Here is a 19,722-nt window from a genome sequence, read left to right on the forward strand (position 1 = left end):
CACCGCGGCCCCGTACGGCAGGAGCGCCGTACGGGGACCGGGGAAGCGCGATCAGCCGTTCTGCGGCGGCAGCGCTGCGATGAAGGGGTGGTCCCGCTCGATCAGGCCGAGCTTCGAGGCGCCACCGGGCGAGCCGAGCTCGTCGAAGAACTCTACGTTCGCCTTGTAGTAGTCCTTCCACTCGTCCGGGGTGTCGTCCTCGTAGAAGATCGCCTCGACCGGGCACACCGGCTCGCAGGCGCCACAGTCGACGCATTCATCCGGGTGGATGTACAAGGACCGGGAGCCCTCGTAGATGCAGTCGACCGGGCACTCTTCGATACACGCCTTGTCCTTGACGTCTACACAAGGCTGCGCGATGACGTAGGTCACGCTGTCGTTCCTCCTCGATAGGGCGCGGCGGGCCGATCTGCGGCTCCGTCCACGTGGCGCGCGGGAGCGCGGCGTCGTCGATGCCCGCACCTAGTATCTCCGGTTCGGGGCACGATCCGAACAGGAGGGGCGGAGAGACCTGTGGAATTCACCACCGGCGGACGGCTTGAGGTCCGAATTTCGGCGGCCGATACGGGCAAACGCGTATCAGTCCGGCGTCTGAGCTCCAGCGGAACTCCGGGCTCCTTGTACACGGACACGGTCGGCGTGCTCACCTCGTGGGACAACGGTGTGTTGTCGATCACACGAAAGAGCGGTGAGACGGTCCTCGTCGACGAGTCCACGCTCGTCGCGGGCAAGGTCGTCCCGGCCGCCCCGGCCCGCCGCCGGGGTCCGGCCGCCTCCTTCGCGGAGCTCGCGCCGGTCCTGGCCCGCGCCTGGCAGCCGGTGGAGAGCGAGCCGCTCGGGGAGTGGACGCTGCGGGCCGCGGCCGGTTTCACCCGCCGGGCGAACTCGGCCCTCCCGCTCGGCGACCCGGGCCTGCCCCTGCCGGACGCCCTCGCCCGCGTGCGCGACTGGTACGCGGCCCGGGACCTGCCCGCCTACGTCCAGACCGCGACGGGCGCCGAGGGCACCCAGGAGCGGCTCTGCGCGGAGCTCGAACGGGCGGGCTGGGCGCGGGAGGTGAGCGCCGAGGTGCGGATCGCGGCGCTCGCGCCGATCGGCGACGTGGACGCGGACGTGTCCGCCGTACGCCTGGAGCGCGGCGTCGACGAGGCGTGGCTGAGCCGCTACCAGCGGTCGGTGGACCCGGGCGAGCACGTCCTGAGGGTCCTGGGCAGCGGGCCCTCCGTGTGGTTCGCGTCGGTCCCCGGCGAGGGGGCGGCGCCCGCGGCGATCGGCCGGTGCGTGGTGGACGGGCGCTGGGCCGGGTTCATGGCGGTCGAGGTCGACCCGGCCCGGCGGCGGCGGGGCCTCGCGACGGCCGTGATGGCGGCCCTCGCCCGCCGGGCCCTGGACGAGGGGGCGTCGGCGGCCTGGCTCCAGGTGGAGGCGGACAACGGGGGTGCCCGCGCCCTCTACGACGGCCTTGGCTTCGCGACGCACCACAGCTACCACCACTTCCGCGCCCCCTCCGGCCCGGGCGTCGGCTGACCGGTTACGAGGACGACATGGATCCGGAAGTCACCGACTGGCGGCGGGAGTTCGCCGAAGAGGCCCGCTCGGAGCGGCCCGATGTGGTGCGGCTCTGCCTGCTGCTCGGCGCGGTCGCCGACCCCGCGCTCGGCCAACGCGGCATCGACGCGGCGCAGATCGAACTGGACCGGCTGGCCGGGCAGCTCCCCTACGGCCTCGTGGGCTCCCGGTCCTGGGCCGCGGCGACGGCCGAACTCCTCGGCTCCACCTGCGGGTTCGGGGGCAGCCCGGCCGACTACCAGCGCCTGGAGTCGTCCCTGTTGCCCGAGGTGCTGCGGCGCCGGCGCGGGCTGCCGATCCTGCTGTCGGTGGTGTGGATCGAGGTGGCCCGGCGGGCCGGGGCGCCGGTGTACGGGGTGGCGCTGCCGGGGCACTTCGTGGTGGGGTTCGGCCCGCCCGAGGACCGGGTCCTCGCCGACCCCTTCGACGGCGGGCGGCTGCTGACCGGCGGGGACGCGGAGCTCCTGGTGGCCGGGGCGACGGGGGCGGGCCTCGAAGAGTCGATGCTGAGCCCGGCCGCGCCGCTGGAGACCGTGCTGCGCATCCTCAACAACATCCGCGCCTGGGCCGCGGCCCGCCCGGAGCGCGGCGACGTCGCCCTGTGGGCGGTGGACCTTTCCCTGCTGCTCCCCTCGCACCCGGCCGCACTCCGGCTCGAACGGGCGGAACTGCTGGTCCAGCACGGGGAGTTCATCGCGGGTGCGGTGGAGCTGGAGGCCTACGCCTCGGTGCTGGATCCGGTGGATCCGGATGCGGCGGCGAGGGTGCGGCGGAGGGCGTTCGCCGCGCGAGCGAGGCTCAACTGAGGCGGCGGGGGCGAGTACGGCTGCGTCCGCCCGGCCCCTGAGGCCTCGGGGGAGGGTGGGCAACCCCCAGGGGGGACATTCGGCCAATCCGAGGGGGCGGGCGGAAACGGCTGCCGGGACGGCGGGCAGCGGTCACAATCTGTGGGCGCGGCCTCAACAGGGCGTACCGGAAGCCCCGTTGAGGCAGCCGCAGCCATGCCGTCGCCAAGCCGGGAGTCACCATGCCACGCCTCAGACCGATAGCCGCCCGCCTCGCCCCCGCCCTGCTCCTGCCCCTCCTCGCCCTGGGCTCGGCCGCCCCCGCCGGGGCCGACACCGGCCAGGCCGATCTCTCCGTATCGCTCGACGCCTCCCCGAAGGGCCTCGGCATCAACACGGCCACGTTCACCGCGAGCGTCACCAACGCCGGGCCCTCGGCCGTCAGCGCCGCGCGGGTGTGGTTCAGCTATCCGGCCGGGTTCACCACGCCCTCCGCGTCCGGCTGCACGATCGACAAGACGAACCGGACCGCCGTCTGCGCGCTCGGCGCGATCCCGTCCGGCGCCACCGTCACGAAGAAGCTCACGCTGCACGCCGGCTTCCTGACGATGAGCGGCAACCTCCCTGTCACGGCCGCCCTCGTCGACCTGACCCCCGCCGACCCGGACCCTGGCAACAACTCGGCGGTCCATGTGTGTTCGGCACTGACCCTGCTGCTCGTGAGCTGCTGAGTCCCGCCTCCGGCCGGTGGGCGCACCCCCACCGGCCACCCGTCGTCCGCTACAGCCAGCCCTTCTCGCGGGCGATGCGGACCGCCTCCGCACGGTTGCGGGCCGCCAGTTTCTGGATGGCCATGGAGAGGTAGTTGCGGACCGTGCCCTGCGAGAGGGACAGCGCCGTGGCCAGTTCCGCGTTGGTCGCCCCGCCCTGCGCCGCGCGCAGCACATCGCGTTCGCGGTCGGTCAGCGGATTGGCCCCCTCGGCGAGGGCGGCCGCCGCGAGGGTGGGGTCGATGACCCGCTCCCCCGCGAGCACCTTCCGTACCGCCGTGGCCAGTTGGGCCGCCGGGGCGTCCTTGACCAGGAACGCGTCCGCTCCCGACTCCATGGCACTGCGCAGATATCCGGGCCGCCCGAACGTGGTCAGGATGACGATCTTGACGCTCGGCAGCTCGCGGCGCAGCTCGGCCGCCGCCTCGATGCCCGTGCGGCCCGGCATCTCGATGTCGAGCAGGGCGACGTCCACGTCGTGGGCGCGGGCCGCGTCCAGGACCTCGTCGCCCCGGGCGGCCTGCGCGACCACCCGCATGTCCGGCTCCAGGCCGAGCAGCGCGGCGAGGGCCTCGCGGACCATGGACTGGTCTTCGGCCAGGAGAAGTCGGATCATGGGCCGGATACTAGAGGGATTTCGGACGGGTCCTGAATCAGCGGGACCCGGGCGGTGAGCGTGAAGCCCTTGCGTCCCGCGTCCGTCTCCAGGGCCCCGGACACCTTCTCCAGGCGCTCCCTGAGCCCGGTCAGACCGTTGCCCGGGACCGGCGCGGGGGCGCCGGGGCGCGGCTTGCCGTCGTCCTGGACGCGCAGTTCGAGGAACCGGCCGTCCAGGGTCTGGCAGACGTCGAGCGTGACCGCGCAGTGCCGCGCGCCACTGTGGCGTACGACGTTGGTGGCGGCCTCGCGCAACACCCAGGCGAGCACCTCCTCCTCCGCGGCGGGCAGCCCCCCGGGCGCCTCGGTGGGCACGTCCGCCCGGATCCCGGCGGCGTTCAACACCGTTCGGGCGCCCGCGAGTTCGGCGGCCATGGTGACCCTGCGGTAGCCGCTCACGGCGGCCCGTACGTCGGCGAGGGCCTGGCGGCCGACCTGCTCGATGTCGGCCACCTCCTTGGCCGCCTGGTCGGGGTGGTCCGGCAGCATCCGCCCGGCCAGCTCGCTCTTGAGCGTGATGAGCGAGAGGGAGTGGCCGAGCAGGTCGTGCAGATCGCGCGCCATCCTCAACCGCTCCTCGTTCGTGGCCAGTTGGGCCACGGTCGCCCTGGCCTCGCGCAGCTCCACCGAGGTACGGATCAGATGGCGTACGCCCGTCATGGCGAAGCCGCCGAGGAGGGCCGGGATGGCGAGACCCGGCACGACGTCGCCGACGTGGGCGACATGCGTGCCGATCACCGTCATGGTGGCCGTCGTCACGAGGATCGCCCAGGTCGCGAGGGCCAGCGACAGCGTCGCCCCGCACGAGACGGACACGTAGACGAAGAGCACGAGCCACGAGGAGCCCAGCGTCAGGGAGAGCGCGAGGGCCGTGGCCGCCAGGACGCCGAGCAGGCTGTACACCGTCGCGGTGGCCAGCGGGCGGGCGGTGTGCCGCAGCACCAGGGCCAGGTAGACGGTCACGAAGCCCGCGAGGCCCAGCCAGCCGAACACGGTGGCCACGGTGGTGTGGCCGCCGTCGAGCAGATCGCCGATCGGGGCGCTCATGAAGGCCAGCCAGATGCCGACCCACATCAGCTTCTGGAGCATCTGGCGGCGCGTCTCGGGGCTCAGCCCGATCCGCACCGCCGGTTCCTTGCTGTGGCCCTGGTTCACGGGACTCACGCCTTCAGGGTGTCCTTCCGGTACAGCCATGCCGCGCCGCCCGCGAAGAGCAGGAAGTAGAAGACGAGGATGGCTAGGTCCTTGCCGTGCGGGGCGTCGCCCAGCTCGATGGCCTGTCCGAGGGCAGCGTACGCGTGGGTGGGCAGCCACTCCGCGATGTTCTGCAGCCACTGCGGGAAGACGGTGCTGGGCATCCACAGGCCGCCCAGGATCGACAGGCCGAAGTAGATGATCATCGTGATCGGGCGGACCGCGTCACCGCTGGCGATGTAGCCGATGGCCACGCCGAGCGCGGCGAAGCAGAGCGAGCCCGCCCAGATGGCGACGGTCAGCGCGCCCCACTGCCAGGCGTCGAACCGGACGCCCTTGGTGACGGCGGCCACCAGGAAGACGACCACGATGCACGGCAGGGTGACGACACCCGCGCTGGCGATCTTGGCCAGAACGTAGCCCCGGCCCGGCAGGGTGGTCAGGCGCAGCTGGCGCACCCAGCCCTTCTCGCGCTCCTTGGCGATCTTCTCGCTGTTGCCCATGAGGACGGCCGTGATCGCGCCGAAGGACGCCATCGAGACCATGTACAGGGCGGGGAAGGTGAGGTCGGTCCCCTTGACCTTGTCCGTGCTGTTCTGCGAGGCCGCGAAAAGCAGGTAGAGCGCCGAGGGGTAGACCACCGAGAAGAACATGAACTTCTTGTTCCGCAGGGTGCGGGTGATCTCCAGCTTGATCAAGGCCCCGGAAAAAAATTTGGTCAGCATGCTGCGTTGGCCTCCTCGGCCGAGGTGATGGCGACGAAGGCCTGCTCGAGGCCGAGGCCCGCGACCTCGAGGTTGCGCGGGTAGAGGCCGAGCCCGTACAACGCGTGCATCGTGGCGTCGGCGTCGTGCGACTGGATGCGGACGGTGCGGCCCGAGATGTCGATCGTGGACAGGAAGGGGAGCGCACGCAGGGCGGCCTCGTCGATGGCGCCCTCCAGGTCGAAGCTGACCCGCCGCGCGCCCGCCTTGGCCTTGATCTCGGCGGCGGTGCCGTCCGCCAGGAGGCGGCCCTTGTGCAGGACGAGCACGCGGTCGGCGATCGCGTCGGCCTCTTCCAGGTAGTGCGTGGCGAACAGGACCGTACGCCCCTGCGCCGCCTGCTCGCGCATGGTCGCCCAGAACGCCTGGCGGGCGGTGACGTCCATGCCGGTGGTCGGCTCGTCGAGGACGATCAGGTCGTTGGCGCCGACGGTCGCGAGCGCGAAGCGGACGCGCTGTTCCTGGCCGCCGGAGAGCTTGTTGACCTTGCGGTCCGCGATCTGGGCGATCCCCGCGCGGTCCATGACCTCGGCCACCGGGTGCGGCTTGGGGTGCAGGTCGCAGCCGAGCTTCACCAGCTCGCGCACGGTCACGTCCTCCATCAGGCCGCCGCTCTGGAGCATCGCGCCGACCTTGCCGGCGTTGATGGCCTGGGCGGGCGTCATGCCGAAGAGGCTGACGGTGCCGGAGTCGGCGTTGCGCAGCCCGAGCAGCAGGTCGAGCGTGGAGGACTTGCCGGCGCCGTTGGGGCCGAGCAGGGCGACCGTCTCGCCGGGGTGGAGCCGCAGCGACAGGTCGGCCACGGCACGGACGTCGCCGTAGCTCTTGTTCACGTTCTCGAAGCTCACCACGGACCGTGCGGTCCGCTCGGCGGCTGGTGCTGTCTGCGTCATGCCCCCAGGTTCGCCCAGGTCCCCCGCACGACGGCAGTGGCGTGCGTCGTGACTCCGGCATGACGGATGTCATGCCCACCCGCACAACACCGGGTGCCCTAAAGAGGGGCCGGGGACGGGCGCCCTACAGGGGCGCGGGGAACTGCGCGACCAGCCACCCGCGGCGGGCGGACGAAAACGGAATCAGGGGCGCGGGGAACCGCGCGAACACCCCGACGGGCCCGCGGTCGAAACCCCGCACCCCCCGACCCCCTCCGCCGCGACGAACCCGGCCGGGGCCGGGGCTAACCCCCGATCGTCACGGTCCGCTGAACCGCGGTCTTGCCCCGCAGCGCCGTCTTCATGGCAGCGGCCACGTCGTCGGCGGACACCTCGTGCTTCTGGCCGCCCTGGTTGACCATCACGCCCTTGAAGGTGCTGCCGATCAGCTCGGTGATGGCGCCCTTGTCGTAGACCTCCACCAGCTTCCCGTTGTCCGCCTTCATCGAGAGGATCTTGGGGAGCGACTTGAGGGGGCCGAGCGGGAGCGACTTGCCGCCCGCCTTGACCGTGATGTTCGCGGACATCGCGGGCTTGGCGAACTCGTCCATCGCCCGGTCGATCTCGGCCTGGCTGATGGTGGGCTGGCGGACCGCCACCGGCAGCGACACCGCGTCCGCCTTGCCGGTCTGCACCAGCGTCCGGTACGCGTCCTTCACCGCGATCATCGAGCGGTTGACGTCGAGGGACTTGCCCGCCTTGCCCGGTACGGCCACGGCCTTGCCCGGTACGAACTTGATCGTGCCCTCCGTCGCGGAGCCCGAGGCCCCCGCGAGGTCGGTCAGCGCGACGCCGAGCTTCTCCTCGTCGACGGGGATCACCGGCTCGGCGACCCGCTTGCCGCCGAACAGCGAGCCGATGACGGACACCGGGTTGTAGTCGCTGCCCGCCGCCGCCCGCACGGTCGCCTGGCTGTCCAGGGACAGACCCGCGATCTCGGGCTTCAGCTGCTCCTGCTTGCCGTCGACCGTGAGGTGCAGCGGCTGGTTGGCGCGCTTGCCCAGGGTCTGGTCGAGCTTGGAGACCGCCGCCTCCTTGGTGCCGCCGCCGATGTCGACACCGAGGACGGTGGTGCCCTTGGGGACCTCGGAGTGGTTCAGGACCAGACCGGCGCCGTACGCGACACCGGCCAGGACGACCACGCCGCCGCCGAGCAGGGCCAGCTTGGAGCGGCCCTTCTTCTTGGCGGGCCCGGCCGGCGCGGAGGTGCGCTGGGGCGGCGCCGGGGGCTCGGCCGCGTCCAGGTCGGTGGCCGGGGGCGGGGTCAGGGTCGGGCCGCCGGGCGACATGCCGGGCCCGGGCGGGAAGGACGCCCCCCGGTGCTCCGGCGGGACGACCGGGATGCCGCTGGTGAGCGTGTCGCCGGAGACATGGCCGCCGGGGGCGGGCGCCGCCGGGTTGACCGCCGGGTTCGCCAGCGGGTTGCCCACGGAGTGCGTGAGCGGGCTCGGCGCCGGGGTCTGCGGGGTGAGGATCGCGGTGTCGTCCGACAGGACGGGGGCCGGGCCCGGCCCGCCGGGGGCGAACGGGTGGCCGCCGCCCGAGGGCTGGAGCGGGTTCTGGCCGGGGCGCGCGGCCTCGCCGGGACCGGGAGCGTCCGCGAACCCCATCTCGCCGCCCTGGCGCGGCCCTTGGCCCGGGCCGCGGCCCATGTCGGGCCCCGGGACGGGGGGTTGACCGGGCGCGGCACCGAACAGCGAGGGCTCGCCGGGCCGGGGCTCCGGGCCCGGCCGGGCTCCCGGGCGGTTGCCCACGGGCCGGACGGGCAGCGCCGCGTTCCCGGTGACGGGGCCAGTGGTCGGGCCGGAGGGCGCGGCGGGGCGTGCCGCGTCGGGGCCACCGAGGGCGTCCGCGCCGGCGGTTCCACCGCCGTTCGACGCCCCGGCGCCCGGACCGTCCGAGAAGTACGGAAGGTCCGGTCGCGGAGTACCGGCCGGCGGAGTCGTCGAAGAGCCGGGCGCCGCCGCGGACTTGCGCGGGGCGAACCAGTCGCTGGCCGGCTTCTCACCGGCGGCCGGCTCCTCGGGCTCCGGCGCGGGAGCCTCGGGCCGAGGCACCGATCCGGTGCGCTCGCTCACGCCGTCCGCCTCGGCCGCCTTGGCGGTGTCGCTCATCGGCGTGCGCATCACGACCGGCGGAATGGGGCGCGAGCCCGGGATGTTGATCCGGATCCGCGTCGTCAGCGTGGTCTCGGTCTTCGGCTCGTCCGGTTCACCGGCGGCGTCAGGAGTGTCCTGGCCCGCGTTGGACGGGGTGCCGTAGGGCGGGGTACCCGACGGATACCCGGCTGTGCCCCGCCCCTGGGGGCCGGAGGACGAACTGTCAGTTTCACGACTCAAGGCTGGTTCTCTCCCGATCGGCTCCGCCACCCGGTCTCGTTCTTGTGGTGCCTCTGTACGGGCGGCTCGGCGGCGCGCACCACCATACTGGCCGCCGTCGTTGCGTACGGGGCGGCCCCGAGAAGGCGTACCCCGTCCCCTTCTCCTGCGTCGCGGCGCCTGTGCACGTCACTTGCCAAGTCGGGCGGCAGGGCCGCCGGGTTGCGTGAATCCACCGATCGTGGCGCAGATCACAGCGGCGACCATTCCGCCGAGCAGGAAGGCGTACGACCCCATTCCGGCGCCGAACACGAAGTCGCCCTCGGGGCGCGAGGCGGTGAGGAGGACGACCGTGACCAGCCAGCCGGCCGCGGGCGCCCCGACTCCGCCCCGGGCGCCGGTCAGTTGCGTACCGGCGTAGAACAGGCCCACGGCACCCGCGAGCGCGAGGACGAGGCCGCCCGGGAACCAGGCGGCCTGAACGAGCGCCCCGGCGGCGGCGACCAGGGCGCCGAGGACGACGAGCCCCGCGTACAGCGCGATGCGGGCGGCCCTGGAGCCCCCCGTCCTCGTGTCGTCCATGGCCGTACGCGTACTCATTCGCCCACCCCTTCAAACACATCGCGCTCGCGCCGCCCGGCCGCGACTCCGGGGACACCCGCCGCCAGTTGGTAGTACTCGGTGGTGAAGATCGGCTGGCCGAGGTCGTTGGAGAGCGCGAAGTAGGGCCCCTGGACGGCGATCTGGGTCGCGTGGGCGCGCATCGCCGCGCTCTTGGCGGCGGCGTACGCGGTGCCGTCGATCTCGGCAGTGATGTCGGATTCGTCCACGACGCCCGGTACATCGTCGATGGCCGCGATGCCGGGGAAGTCCGTGTTCGCGGCGCGCAGCTCGGCGAAGGCGCGCTCGGCGACCGGGCGGGGCACCCGGTTCCAGTAGATCTTCGCGATGGTGTGCGGCTCGCCCAGCTCGCGGCGGTAGCCGGATTCGGCGGCGAGTTCGGCGGCGCGCATCGCGACCCGGTGCGCCTGGATGTGGTCGGGGTGGCCGTAGCCGCCGTCCGGGTCGTAGGTGATCAGTACCTGCGGCCGCAGCGAACGGATCACCTCTACGAGGTACCCGGCCGCGTCGTCCACGTCCGTGTTCCAGAACGCGCCCGGGCGGTGGTTCTGCTCGACGCCCATCATCCCGGAGTCGTGGAAGCGGCCGGGGCCGCCGAGGAAGCGGTGGTCGGTGACGCCCAGGTGCTTCATCGCGGCGGCGAGTTCACCGATGCGGTGGGCGCCGAGTCCGCCCTCCCGGTCGGGCGCGAGATGGGCGAGGTCCGGCGGGATGACCTCGCCCTCCTCGCCGAGCGTGCAGGTCACCAGGGCGACGTGCGCGCCTTCGGCGGCGTACTTGGCCATGGTGGCGCCGTTGTTGATCGACTCGTCGTCCGGGTGCGCGTGCACCAGGAGGAGACGGCGGGCGGGAAGTTCCGACATGGGGCAAGCCTACGAGGCCGGGGCCGGACCGCTCCCCGGCCACGGGGCCGCCCGGCCGCTCGCGGCGTTCAGGGACGGGCCGCGACCCGCCGGGGCCCGTCCGGCGGAACCTGCCCTAGAACTTGATCCCGCCGATCATCCCGGCCACGTTGCTGGTCACTTGGCTGATGGTCGGGGCGATGGACGAACTCGCCAGATAGAAGCCCAGCAGGACGCAGATCGCCGCGTGTCCGCCCTTGAGCCCGGATTTCCGGACCAGCAGGAAGACGACGATCGCCAGCAGCACCACCGCCGAAATCGAGAGTGCCACGGCGGTTCACCTCCATCTGTTCCGGTGGTCGGACGGACCCAGCAGCACGTGTACAGCCAGCGGGTTGATACCCACTGAGTGCTACGGATCATAACTATCCGTGGGAACGCATTGATCGGGGCACGGGCGCACAAGGGGCGCACGTGGCTCGCACCTGGGCGGGTCTCCGGGCGTGCGACTAGGTTCCCCTCATGACGACCACCGCATCCAGGCACCCAGAGGACCCCGGGCAGCTCTCGTTCCCCCGGCACTCAGCACGTACCCAGCGCTTCACGCTCGGTGCGCCCCGCGCCCTCACCGTGTCGCCGGACGGCGAGCGGATCGTCTTCCTGCGCTCGCCGTCCGGCACCGAACGCGCCAACGGCCTTTGGGTACTTGACCTGGTACGCGGCGGCGAGGAGCGGATCGCGGCGGACCCCGGGGTGCTGCTCGGCGGCACCGAGGAGCGGCTCTCGGCGCAGGAGCGGGCGCGGCGCGAACGCAGCCGGGAGGGTTCGGCCGGAATCGTCGGCTACGCCACCGACGCGGCCGTGGAGCTCGCGGCGTTCGCCCTGTCCGGGCGGCTGTTCACCGCCGAGCTGCGGGCCGGCACCGCGCGCGAGCTGCCGGTGCCGGGCCCGGTGCTCGACCCCCGCCCCTCCCCCGACGGGCGCCAGCTGGCCTATGTGGCCCGGGGCGCGCTGCGGGTCGTGGGGGCCGAGGGCGACGGCGACCGGGCGCTCGCCGAGCCCGAGTCGCCCGAAGTGACGTACGGGCTGGCCGAGTTCATCGCGGCGGAGGAGATGTCCCGTACCCGCGGCCACTGGTGGAGCCCCGATTCGGACCGGCTCCTGGTCGCCCGTGCGGACGAGACGCCGGTGCGGCGCTGGTGGATCGCGGACCCGGCCAACCCCGGGCGGGAGCCGTCCCGGGTCGCCTATCCGGCGGCGGGCACGCCCAACGCCGAGGTGCGGCTCTTCCTGTACGCGCTCGACGGCACCCGTACCGAGGTCGTCTGGGACCGCGTCCGCCACCCCTATCTCGCCAGGGTGCACTGGTCGTCGGACGGGGCCCCGCTGCTGCTCGTCCAGTCCCGGGACCAGCGCACCCAGCACCACCTCGCGGTGGACCCCGCATCCGGCACCACGCGCACCGTGCACGTCGACGAGGACGCCGACTGGCTCGAACTCCTGCCGGGCGTCCCGGCCTGGGCGCCCGACGGGCGTCTGGTGAGGATCGCCGACGAGGGCGGGGCGCGGGTCCTCGCCGTGGGCGACCGGACCCTGACCGGGCCGCAGCTGCACGTCAGGGCCGTCCTGGACATCGGCGCGAGTGACGTGCTGATCTCCGCGTCCGCGGGCACCGAGGCCCCCTCGGCTGCCGCCGGTGCTCCCGAGACCGGCGAGATCCATGTGTACCGCGTCAACGAGCTGGGTACGCAACGCGTCTCGGAAGGCGCGGGAGTCCACTCGGCCGTGCGCTCCGGGGCGGTCACGGTGCTCAGCTCCGCCCGGCCGGACCGCCCGGGGTCGGCGGTGCTCGTGCTGCGGGACGGCAGGGAACTGGCCAAGATCGCGTCATATGCCGCCACGCCGGGCCTCTCGGTGTCGCTCCGGCTGACCGAAGGGGGCGCACGGCGGATCCCGTGCGCCGTGCTGCTCCCCTCCCACTACCGCGAGTCCGACGGACCGCTGCCCGTACTCATGGATCCGTACGGCGGTCCGCACGGACAGCGGGTGGTGGCCGCGCACAACGCGCACCTCGCCTCGCAGTGGTTCGCCGATCAGGGCTTCGCGGTGGTGGTCGCGGACGGGCGCGGCACCCCGGGCCGTTCGCCGGGCTGGGAGAAGTCGGTCAGGGACGACTTCACGCTCGCCCTGGACGATCAGATCGAGGCGCTGCACGGCCTGGCGGGCGCCCATCCGCTGGACCTCGGCCGGGTGGCGATGCGGGGCTGGTCCTTCGGCGGCTACCTCTCGGCGCTCGCGGTGCTGCGCAGGCCCGACGTGTTCCACGCGGGCATCGCGGGGGCGCCGGTGACCGACTGGGAGCTGTACGACACCCACTACACCGAGCGCTACTTGGGCCTGCCCGCCGAGAACGCGGCCGTCTACGCCGCCAACTCCCTCGTATCACAAGGCGAGTTGACGCAGCCCGCGAAGCCGGCCCGCCCGCTGATGGTCATCCACGGCATGGCGGACGACAACGTGGTGGTGGCCCACACCCTGCGGCTCTCCTCCGCGCTCCTGGCGGCGGGCCATCCGCACGAGGTGCTGCCACTGACGGGCGTGACGCACATGACCCCGCAGGAACAGGTCGCCGAGAACCTCCTGCTGCTCCAAGTCGACTTCCTGCGGCGGTCGTTGGGGCTCGCACAGGACTAGTCGCGAGACCCTGAAGGCGGCCGGACGGACCCTGGCCGCGAGATCCACGAGGCGGCCGGCCGGGCCCCAGGAGGTGCCCGGCCGGCCCACGGCACCCGCACGGCCGTACGGTGCTCACCGTGCCATGTCCGCATATCGGCGCCGCGACGGGCATGTTGCCCCCGTGTTACGGAAATTGATGCCCTTTTAGCGGGAGATTCCGGATAATCCGGGAGGCTGTCAAGCACGCCGCCGCACCGAAGAATGAAATCTTGGGCCAAGTTATCCGATGAGTTCATCCTGGCCTGCTCGAACCTCTTGACTGGCGCCGCCGCACGCATGAATGTTCCGGTCAACAAATGACGCAGTGGCGCCTGCTGAATCCTTCCTGTGCGGAGGGCAATGCGAAATGACGAGTTCCACAAGAGCGGCCATGGAACCATCCGACCCACTTCCCGGCGAGGGCCAAAGACCCGATCCGGCCAACGATTTAGAAGTAAAGACGAGTGAGCTTGTCGGACGCTCCCCGGGGCGCCTGGCGTGGATCCGGTTCAAACGCGACAAGGTCGGAATCCTGTGTGCCTTTACGGTCCTCGGGTTCATTCTCGTCGCACTGGCTGCCCCGCTCATCTCCAAGATGTACGGAAAAGATCCTTACCAGCTGTACGGGCAGGACCGCGGGCTCCTGAACAGCTACGGCATTCCGCTCAAACCCAACGGCGGCATCGACGGGGACTTCTGGTTCGGCATCGAACCGAACCTCGGCCGCGACGTGTTCACGTTGTTGATCTACGGCATCAGAACCTCCCTGCTCATCGCCCTCGCGGTCACCGTGGTAGCGGTGATCATCGGGGTCCTGGTGGGTCTTGTGCAGGGGTACCTCGGGGGCCGGACCGACTACTTCCTCGGCCGGTTCTCGGACCTCATGCTGTCCTTCCCGCAGCAGCTGTTCTTCATCGCCTTCACCCCGGTGATCGTGGCGCTGTTCGTCTCGCCCACCGACGAGGAGCCGGCCTACGTCCGGGTCGTGGCGCTGATCCTGGTGCAGCTGATCCTCGGCTGGATGACGATCGGCCGCCTCATCAGGGCGCAGGTGCTCTCGCTGCGCGAGCGCGAGTTCATCGAGGCGGCCCGGCTCAGCGGCGCCTCGGGCTGGCGCATCATCCGCAAGGAGCTGCTGCCCAACATCTGGTCGACCGTGCTGGTGCAGTCGACCCTGCTGCTCCCGGTCAACGTCACCGCCGAGGCGGGTCTCTCCTACCTCGGTGTCGGGGTCCACAGCCCCACTCCCGACTGGGGCCTGCTCTTCCAGTCCGGAGCCACGTACTACGACTCCGATCTCACCTTCATGTTCTTCCCCGGCATCGCGATGGTCGTCTTCGTCGTCGCGTTCAACCTGCTCGGGGATTCGGTCCGGGACGCTCTCGACCCCAAGACCGTGCGCTGAAGTCCGATCATCCTGACAGGCAGGAACACATGAGAATAAACAAGGCGCGCCAGGTTTCCGCGGTCCTCGCGGTCGGGGCACTGGCGCTGACCGCCGCGTGCAGCAGCGGCGGGTCGAGCGACGGCGGCAACGGCTCCGGCTCGGGCAAGAAGGCCGCGGTGCAGAACTTCGGCGTCGGCACCAAGGCCGACTCCACCGGGCCGGCCCCCGCGGTCGACGGCGCCAAGAGCGGCGGCACCGCCTACAGCCTCGACCAGGCCGGCTTCGACTACCTCGACCCCGGCCAGCAGTACGTGAGCGACCAGCTGTCGGTGCAGCTGCTCTACAACCGCTCGCTCACCGGCTACAAGATCGACCCGAAGACCGGCAAGACGATCGTCGTCGGCGACCTCGCCACCGACACCGGCACGCCGTCCGACGGCTCGAAGACCTGGACGTACACCCTGAAGGACGGGGTGAAGTTCGAGGACGGCACGCCGATCACCACCAAGGACATCAAGTACGGCATCGAGCGGCTCTTCGCGGACTACGAGACGCAGGGCCCGCAGTACGTCCAGAAGTGGCTGTTCGGGCCCGACTACCGCAAGCAGTACACCGGCCCCTACGAGGGCAAGGAGATCCCGGACGCGCAGATCTCCACCCCGAACGACAAGACGATCGTCTTCCACTTCCTGGCGCCGCACGCGGACACCCCGTACGCGATGGCGATGCCGAACATCTCGCCGGTCCCCAAGGCCAAGGACGACAAGCAGAAGTACAACAACCACCCGGTCTCCAGCGGCCCGTACAAGATCGCCGCCTATCAGCCGGGCAAGTCGCTGACCTTCGTGCGCAACACCAACTGGGACCCGAAGACCGACCCGATCCGCAACGCCTACCCCGACAAGTGGCAGTTCCAGCTGGGCATCGCGGAGCCGGGTCTGACCAACCGGCTCTCGGCGGACACCGGCACCGACAAGTTCGCCATCAACATGTCGGGCTCGGCGGACCCGTCGAAGATGCAGACGCTGACCTCGGACCCGCAGTACAAGGGCCGCACGGTGAACGAGTACCAGCCCTACGTCGAGGTGTTCAACCTCAACACCAAGCGGATCAAGGACCCGAAGGTGCGCCAGGCGCTGGCCTACGCGTTCCCGATGACGCAGGTCCAGCAGGCCTTCGGCGGTGGCGCGCAGGGTGACCTCGGCACCACGCTGCTGAGCCCGACCGTGGCCGGCTGGAAGAAGTTCGACCCGTTCGGCAAGCTCGCCAAGCCGATGGGCGACCCCGAGAAGTCGCTGCAGCTGCTCAAGGAAGCGGGCGTGACGACCCCGTACAAGATCTCCCTCGCGTACGCCAACACCCCGCGCTGGGACACCGTCACGCTGACCATCCAGAAGGCCCTCGAAAAGGCCGGGTTCAAGGTCGAGCGCAAGGCGATCGACCCGACGTCGTACTACACGGTGGTCGGCAAGGTGGACACCCCGTACGACATGTACCGCACCGGCTGGGGCGCGGACTGGCCCAACGGCTCGACCGTCGTGCCGCCGACCATGGACGGACGCAACCTTCAGGACGGCACCAACAACTACTCGTTCCTGAACGACCCGAAGATCAACTCCGAGATCGACCGCATCAACCAGATCACCGACCTGCCGCAGCAGGCCGCGGCCTGGGAGCAGCTCTCCGAGTACGTCCTGCAGACGGACACCTCGCAGATCCCGTTCATCTTCGACAAGTACTTCAACCTCTACGGCTCGGGCCTGGGCGGCGTCACGTACAACCAGGTCTACGGAACGATCAACCCGAACTCGATCTTCGTGAAGCAGTAGTACCTGCGGCTCGGTTTCCCCGGCCCCGACCGGGCCGGGGAAACCGCATAGCGACGGAAGAGCCATCCCATGTTCCGTTTCCTCGTGCGCCGCGTGCTCGGTGCCATGGTCATCCTGCTGCTGATCAGCATGATCACCTATTTCCTCTTCTTCGCCCTGCCCTCCGACCCCGCACTTCTTTCCTGTGGCAAACAATGCGATCCGCAGAATGTCGCCCTGATCCGCAAGAACCTCGGGCTCAACCTGCCGATCTGGACGCAGTACTGGCATTACATGGTCGGCATATTCGCCGGCCGCCACATGCCGATCGGCGACTGCCCGGCCCCCTGTTTCGGCTATTCCTTCGCCAATCAACAGCCCGTCTGGGGCACGATCGCCGACAGTTATCCGACGACGCTGACCCTCGCGGTCGGCGGGGCCGCGACCTTCCTGACCATCGGCGTCTCGCTCGGCCTCGTCTCGGCCTGGCGCCAGGGCACGGTCTTCGACCGCATCGCGAGCGCCACCTCACTGCTCGGCCAGTCGGTGCAGATCTACTTCATCGGGCCGCTGGCGATCCTGCTCCTCTCCACCAAGCTGGGCTGGCTCGACCGGGGCCACGACGTGGACTGGGCGCACGACGCCTGGGGGTCGGTCACCGGGATGATCCTGCCCTGTCTGGTCCTGTCGGTGATCTTCTGGTCCAACTACAGCCGCCAGACACGGTCGTTGATGGTCGAGCAGCTCTCCGAGGACCACATCAGGGCGGCCCGCGCCAAGGGCATGTCGTCCCGCTACGTCTTCCTGCGGTACGCGCTGCGGGGCGCGATGGCCACCATCATCACCATCTTCGGCGTGGACCTGAGCGCGGTGCTCGGCGGCGCGATCATCACCGAGGTCACCTTCGGCCTGCACGGCCTCGGCCTGCTCTCGGTGCAGGCGGTGCTGCGCAGCGACCTGCCCCTGGAGATGGCCGTCATGCTCATCGGCGCCACCCTCATCGTCGTCTGCAACATCGTCGTGGACCTGGCGTACGCCTTCATCGACCCCCGGATCAGGCTCGCCTGACGCCCGCAGACCTCCAGGAGAACCATCCGTGTCCACCCTGAGCCAGACCGCCGCCGAACCCGCCGCGGCGCCGGCGTCCTCCTTCCTGTCGGTCCGCGACCTGTACGTCCACTTCGCCACCGAGGACGGCACCGTCAAGGCCGTCGACGGGCTCTCCTTCGATCTGGAGCGCGGCTCCACGCTGGGCATCGTCGGCGAGTCGGGCTCCGGCAAGTCCGTGACCAACCTCGCCGTCCTGGGACTCCACAACCCGCGCAACACCACGATCCAGGGCGAAATCCTGCTGGACGGGCAGGAGTTGACCGGCGCGAGCGAGCGGCAGCTGAACCGGCTGCGCGGCAAGAAGATGGCGATGATCTTCCAGGACTCGCTGGCCGCACTCTCGCCCTTCTACACGGTGGGCCGGCAGATCGCCGAGCCCTTCGTGAAGCACACCGGCGCCTCCCGGCGCGAGGCGCGGGCCCGGGCCGTGGAAATGCTGCGCAAGGTCGGCATCCCGCAGCCCGAGCTGCGCGTCGACGACTATCCGCACCAGTTCTCCGGCGGCATGCGCCAGCGCGCGATGATCGCGATGGCGCTCGTCTGCGACCCGGACCTGGTGATCGCCGACGAGCCCACGACCGCGCTCGACGTGACGGTGCAGGCGCAGATCCTCGACCTGCTCAAGGACCTCCAGCAGGAGACCGGCGCGGCGATCATCATCATCACCCACGACCTGGGGGTGATCGCCAAGACCGCGGACCAGGTGATGGTGATGTACGCCGGCCGGTGCGTGGAGCGCGGCAGCGTCAAGGAGGTCATGCAACAGCCCCAACACCCCTACAGCTGGGGCCTGTTGAGTTCGGTACCGCGTCTCGACTCGGCGGTGGACGTGCCGCTCGTGCCGATCCCCGGCGCCCCGCCGAGCCTGCTCTCGCCCCCGCCGGGCTGCCCCTTCCACCCCCGGTGCGGCTTCACCGACCAGGTGGCGGGCGGGGTCTGCGCCACCGCGCGGCCCGAACTGCCCGAGGGGCGACGACGCGGCTCCGCCTGCCATCTGACGGACACCCAGAAGGAATCCGTCTTCATCGAGCAGATCCGCCCCAGGCTGCGCTGACAAGGATGCGGGACATCGTCATGAGTGAGAACGCCACCAGCCTCGTCAAGCAGCGGGGCAGTGCGCCCGGCTCCGGCGGCAGCGGTCCGCTGCTCGAAGTGACCGGGCTCGTCAAGTACTTCCCGATCAACATGGGGTTCCTCTTCAAGCGGCACGTCGGCGACGTGCGTGCCGTGGACGGCATCGACTTCACGATCGGGCGCGGCGAGACCCTGGGCCTGGTCGGCGAGTCCGGCTGCGGCAAGTCGACCACCGGCCGTCTGGTCACCCGGCTCCTGGAGCCGACCGGCGGCAAGGTCGTCTACGCGGGCCAGGACATCACCCACGCCTCGCGCCGGACGCTCGCGCCGATCAGGTCCGAGATCCAGATGATCTTCCAGGACCCGTACGCCTCGCTCAACCCGCGCCAGACGGTCGGCGACATCATCGCCAACCCGATGCTGGTCAACGGCATCAAGCCGCCGGGCGGCGTGGAGCACCGGGTGCGCGAGCTCCTCGAAACCGTCGGCCTGAACCCGGAGCACTACAACCGCTTCCCGCACGAGTTCTCCGGCGGACAGCGCCAACGCATCGGCGTGGCACGGGCGTTGGGCATGGAGCCCAAGCTGATCGTGGCGGACGAGCCGGTCTCGGCGCTCGACGTGTCGATCCAGGCGCAGGTGGTCAACCTGCTCCAGGACCTCCAGCGGGAGCTGGACATCGCCTTCCTGTTCATCGCGCACGACCTGGCGATCGTGCGGCACTTCTCGCAGCGGATCGCGGTGATGTACCTGGGCCGCATCGTGGAGGTCGGCGACCGCGAGTCGATCTACCAGCGGCCGCGCCATCCGTACACCCACGCCCTGCTGTCGGCGGTGCCCGAGGCCGTGGTGGAGGAGGAGGGCGAGGGCCGCGAGCGCATCCGGCTGGCCGGGGACGTGCCCTCGCCCGTGAACCCGCCCTCCGGCTGCCGCTTCCGCACCCGGTGCTGGAAGGCCGAGGACAAGTGCGCCACCGAGACACCGCCGCTGGTGCGCATCGAGGGAAACCGGGAGGGGCATCTGACCGCGTGCCACTTCCCCGAGGAACCGACGGTCACGGCACGGGACGAGGACGTCGTCCTCGATCCCGCTCTCGCCGCGATCGAGGAGGCGACGGACACCGCCCGTTGACCCGAGTTCGTAGTGCCTCCGCTCGGAGCCGAGGCCCGTGCCCGC

The 19,722-nt window shown here is 71.0% G+C and carries 18 protein-coding genes; 9 read left to right on the plus strand and 9 right to left on the minus strand.

The window, feature by feature from the left end; translation table 11 throughout:
* Positions 1-51 precede the first annotated feature (51 nt).
* The gene (fdxA, locus tag ACFYZA_RS29895) at positions 52-372 is read right to left on the minus strand and encodes a ferredoxin (RefSeq protein ID WP_018845645.1); all 321 of its coding nucleotides are present in this window, start codon (positions 370-372) and stop codon (positions 52-54) included.
* A 141-nt stretch (positions 373-513) separates the two neighbouring features.
* On the opposite strand from fdxA, the gene ACFYZA_RS29900 reads away from it, so the two are divergent.
* The 3 genes from ACFYZA_RS29900 (at position 514) to ACFYZA_RS29910 (ending at position 3,085) form a co-directional block, all read left to right on the plus strand.
* Positions 514-1,527 (plus strand): GNAT family N-acetyltransferase, encoded by a 1,014-nt coding sequence (locus ACFYZA_RS29900; protein WP_388493738.1) that lies wholly within the window; start codon positions 514-516, stop codon positions 1,525-1,527.
* Complete coding sequence (locus ACFYZA_RS29905; RefSeq protein ID WP_388493792.1) at positions 1,524-2,375, plus strand: tetratricopeptide repeat protein; 852 nt, start codon at positions 1,524-1,526, stop codon at positions 2,373-2,375. The genes ACFYZA_RS29900 and ACFYZA_RS29905 overlap by 4 nt, the downstream gene beginning before the upstream one ends.
* A gap of 221 nt (positions 2,376-2,596) precedes the next feature.
* Positions 2,597-3,085 (plus strand): hypothetical protein, encoded by a 489-nt coding sequence (locus ACFYZA_RS29910; RefSeq protein ID WP_382595483.1) that lies wholly within the window; start codon positions 2,597-2,599, stop codon positions 3,083-3,085.
* Between the two features lie 49 nt (positions 3,086-3,134).
* Here ACFYZA_RS29910 and ACFYZA_RS29915 read toward each other — a convergent pair whose 3' ends face one another.
* The 8 genes from ACFYZA_RS29915 to ACFYZA_RS29950 form a co-directional block, all read right to left on the minus strand.
* Entirely contained in the window at positions 3,135-3,740 is a 606-nt protein-coding gene (locus ACFYZA_RS29915; RefSeq protein WP_382595479.1) for a response regulator, read from the minus strand.
* Positions 3,737-4,870 carry a sensor histidine kinase gene (locus ACFYZA_RS29920; RefSeq protein WP_382595522.1) on the minus strand — a complete coding sequence of 378 codons (1,134 nt, stop codon included), beginning with the start codon at positions 4,868-4,870 and terminating at the stop codon, positions 3,737-3,739. The genes ACFYZA_RS29915 and ACFYZA_RS29920 overlap by 4 nt, the downstream gene beginning before the upstream one ends.
* 71 nt (positions 4,871-4,941) lie before the next feature.
* Positions 4,942-5,700: an ABC transporter permease gene (locus ACFYZA_RS29925; RefSeq protein ID WP_382595476.1), complete on the minus strand. Its 759-nt coding sequence runs from the start codon at positions 5,698-5,700 to the stop codon at positions 4,942-4,944.
* Positions 5,694-6,632 (minus strand): ABC transporter ATP-binding protein, encoded by a 939-nt coding sequence (locus ACFYZA_RS29930; protein WP_388493741.1) that lies wholly within the window; start codon positions 6,630-6,632, stop codon positions 5,694-5,696. Before ACFYZA_RS29930 ends, ACFYZA_RS29925 begins: the two co-directional genes overlap by 7 nt.
* Before the next feature lie 284 nt (positions 6,633-6,916).
* Positions 6,917-9,010: a hypothetical protein gene (locus ACFYZA_RS29935; RefSeq protein WP_388493744.1), complete on the minus strand. Its 2,094-nt coding sequence runs from the start codon at positions 9,008-9,010 to the stop codon at positions 6,917-6,919.
* A gap of 168 nt (positions 9,011-9,178) precedes the next feature.
* On the minus strand, positions 9,179-9,589 hold the full coding sequence (locus tag ACFYZA_RS29940) for a DUF6113 family protein (protein WP_382595468.1): 411 nt from the start codon (positions 9,587-9,589) through the stop codon (positions 9,179-9,181).
* Positions 9,586-10,473, minus strand: coding sequence for an N-acetyl-1-D-myo-inositol-2-amino-2-deoxy-alpha-D-glucopyranoside deacetylase (mshB, locus tag ACFYZA_RS29945; protein ID WP_382595465.1), 888 nt, complete (start codon positions 10,471-10,473; stop codon positions 9,586-9,588). Before mshB ends, ACFYZA_RS29940 begins: the two co-directional genes overlap by 4 nt.
* 115 nt (positions 10,474-10,588) lie before the next feature.
* Complete coding sequence (locus tag ACFYZA_RS29950) at positions 10,589-10,783, minus strand: hypothetical protein (RefSeq protein WP_100574914.1); 195 nt, start codon at positions 10,781-10,783, stop codon at positions 10,589-10,591.
* A gap of 191 nt (positions 10,784-10,974) precedes the next feature.
* Here ACFYZA_RS29950 and ACFYZA_RS29955 point away from each other — a divergent pair, with 191 nt between their 5' ends.
* The 6 genes from ACFYZA_RS29955 (at position 10,975) to ACFYZA_RS29980 (ending at position 19,677) form a co-directional block, all read left to right on the plus strand.
* Entirely contained in the window at positions 10,975-13,146 is a 2,172-nt protein-coding gene (locus ACFYZA_RS29955; protein WP_388493747.1) for a prolyl oligopeptidase family serine peptidase, read from the plus strand.
* Positions 13,147-13,534: 388 nt separating this feature from the next.
* Complete coding sequence (locus tag ACFYZA_RS29960) at positions 13,535-14,572, plus strand: ABC transporter permease (protein WP_382595458.1); 1,038 nt, start codon at positions 13,535-13,537, stop codon at positions 14,570-14,572.
* 29 nt (positions 14,573-14,601) lie between these two features.
* Entirely contained in the window at positions 14,602-16,383 is a 1,782-nt protein-coding gene (locus ACFYZA_RS29965) for an ABC transporter substrate-binding protein (protein ID WP_382595455.1), read from the plus strand.
* A 69-nt stretch (positions 16,384-16,452) separates the two neighbouring features.
* Positions 16,453-17,430 (plus strand): ABC transporter permease, encoded by a 978-nt coding sequence (locus ACFYZA_RS29970; RefSeq protein ID WP_382595451.1) that lies wholly within the window; start codon positions 16,453-16,455, stop codon positions 17,428-17,430.
* Between the two features lie 28 nt (positions 17,431-17,458).
* Complete coding sequence (locus ACFYZA_RS29975; RefSeq protein WP_388493750.1) at positions 17,459-18,526, plus strand: ABC transporter ATP-binding protein; 1,068 nt, start codon at positions 17,459-17,461, stop codon at positions 18,524-18,526.
* A 20-nt stretch (positions 18,527-18,546) separates the two neighbouring features.
* Positions 18,547-19,677, plus strand: coding sequence for an ABC transporter ATP-binding protein (locus ACFYZA_RS29980; protein WP_382595445.1), 1,131 nt, complete (start codon positions 18,547-18,549; stop codon positions 19,675-19,677).
* Positions 19,678-19,722: the final 45 nt, after the last annotated feature.

The organism is Streptomyces sp. NPDC001828 (assembly GCF_042892175.1).
Classification (GTDB): Bacteria; Actinomycetota; Actinomycetes; order Streptomycetales; family Streptomycetaceae; genus Streptomyces.

Coding starts and splice junctions, on each gene's coding strand:
- ACFYZA_RS29960 (WP_382595458.1), top strand. CDS start 13,535: ATGACGAGTTCCACAAGAGCGGCCATGGAACCATCCGACCCACTTCCC.
- ACFYZA_RS29915 (WP_382595479.1), bottom strand. CDS start 3,740: ATGATCCGACTTCTCCTGGCCGAAGACCAGTCCATGGTCCGCGAGGCC.
- ACFYZA_RS29980 (WP_382595445.1), top strand. CDS start 18,547: ATGAGTGAGAACGCCACCAGCCTCGTCAAGCAGCGGGGCAGTGCGCCC.
- ACFYZA_RS29965 (WP_382595455.1), top strand. CDS start 14,602: ATGAGAATAAACAAGGCGCGCCAGGTTTCCGCGGTCCTCGCGGTCGGG.
- mshB (WP_382595465.1), bottom strand. CDS start 10,473: ATGTCGGAACTTCCCGCCCGCCGTCTCCTCCTGGTGCACGCGCACCCG.
- ACFYZA_RS29925 (WP_382595476.1), bottom strand. CDS start 5,700: ATGCTGACCAAATTTTTTTCCGGGGCCTTGATCAAGCTGGAGATCACC.
- ACFYZA_RS29930 (WP_388493741.1), bottom strand. CDS start 6,632: ATGACGCAGACAGCACCAGCCGCCGAGCGGACCGCACGGTCCGTGGTG.
- ACFYZA_RS29970 (WP_382595451.1), top strand. CDS start 16,453: ATGTTCCGTTTCCTCGTGCGCCGCGTGCTCGGTGCCATGGTCATCCTG.
- ACFYZA_RS29920 (WP_382595522.1), bottom strand. CDS start 4,870: ATGCTCCAGAAGCTGATGTGGGTCGGCATCTGGCTGGCCTTCATGAGC.
- ACFYZA_RS29955 (WP_388493747.1), top strand. CDS start 10,975: ATGACGACCACCGCATCCAGGCACCCAGAGGACCCCGGGCAGCTCTCG.
- ACFYZA_RS29940 (WP_382595468.1), bottom strand. CDS start 9,589: ATGAGTACGCGTACGGCCATGGACGACACGAGGACGGGGGGCTCCAGG.
- ACFYZA_RS29910 (WP_382595483.1), top strand. CDS start 2,597: ATGCCACGCCTCAGACCGATAGCCGCCCGCCTCGCCCCCGCCCTGCTC.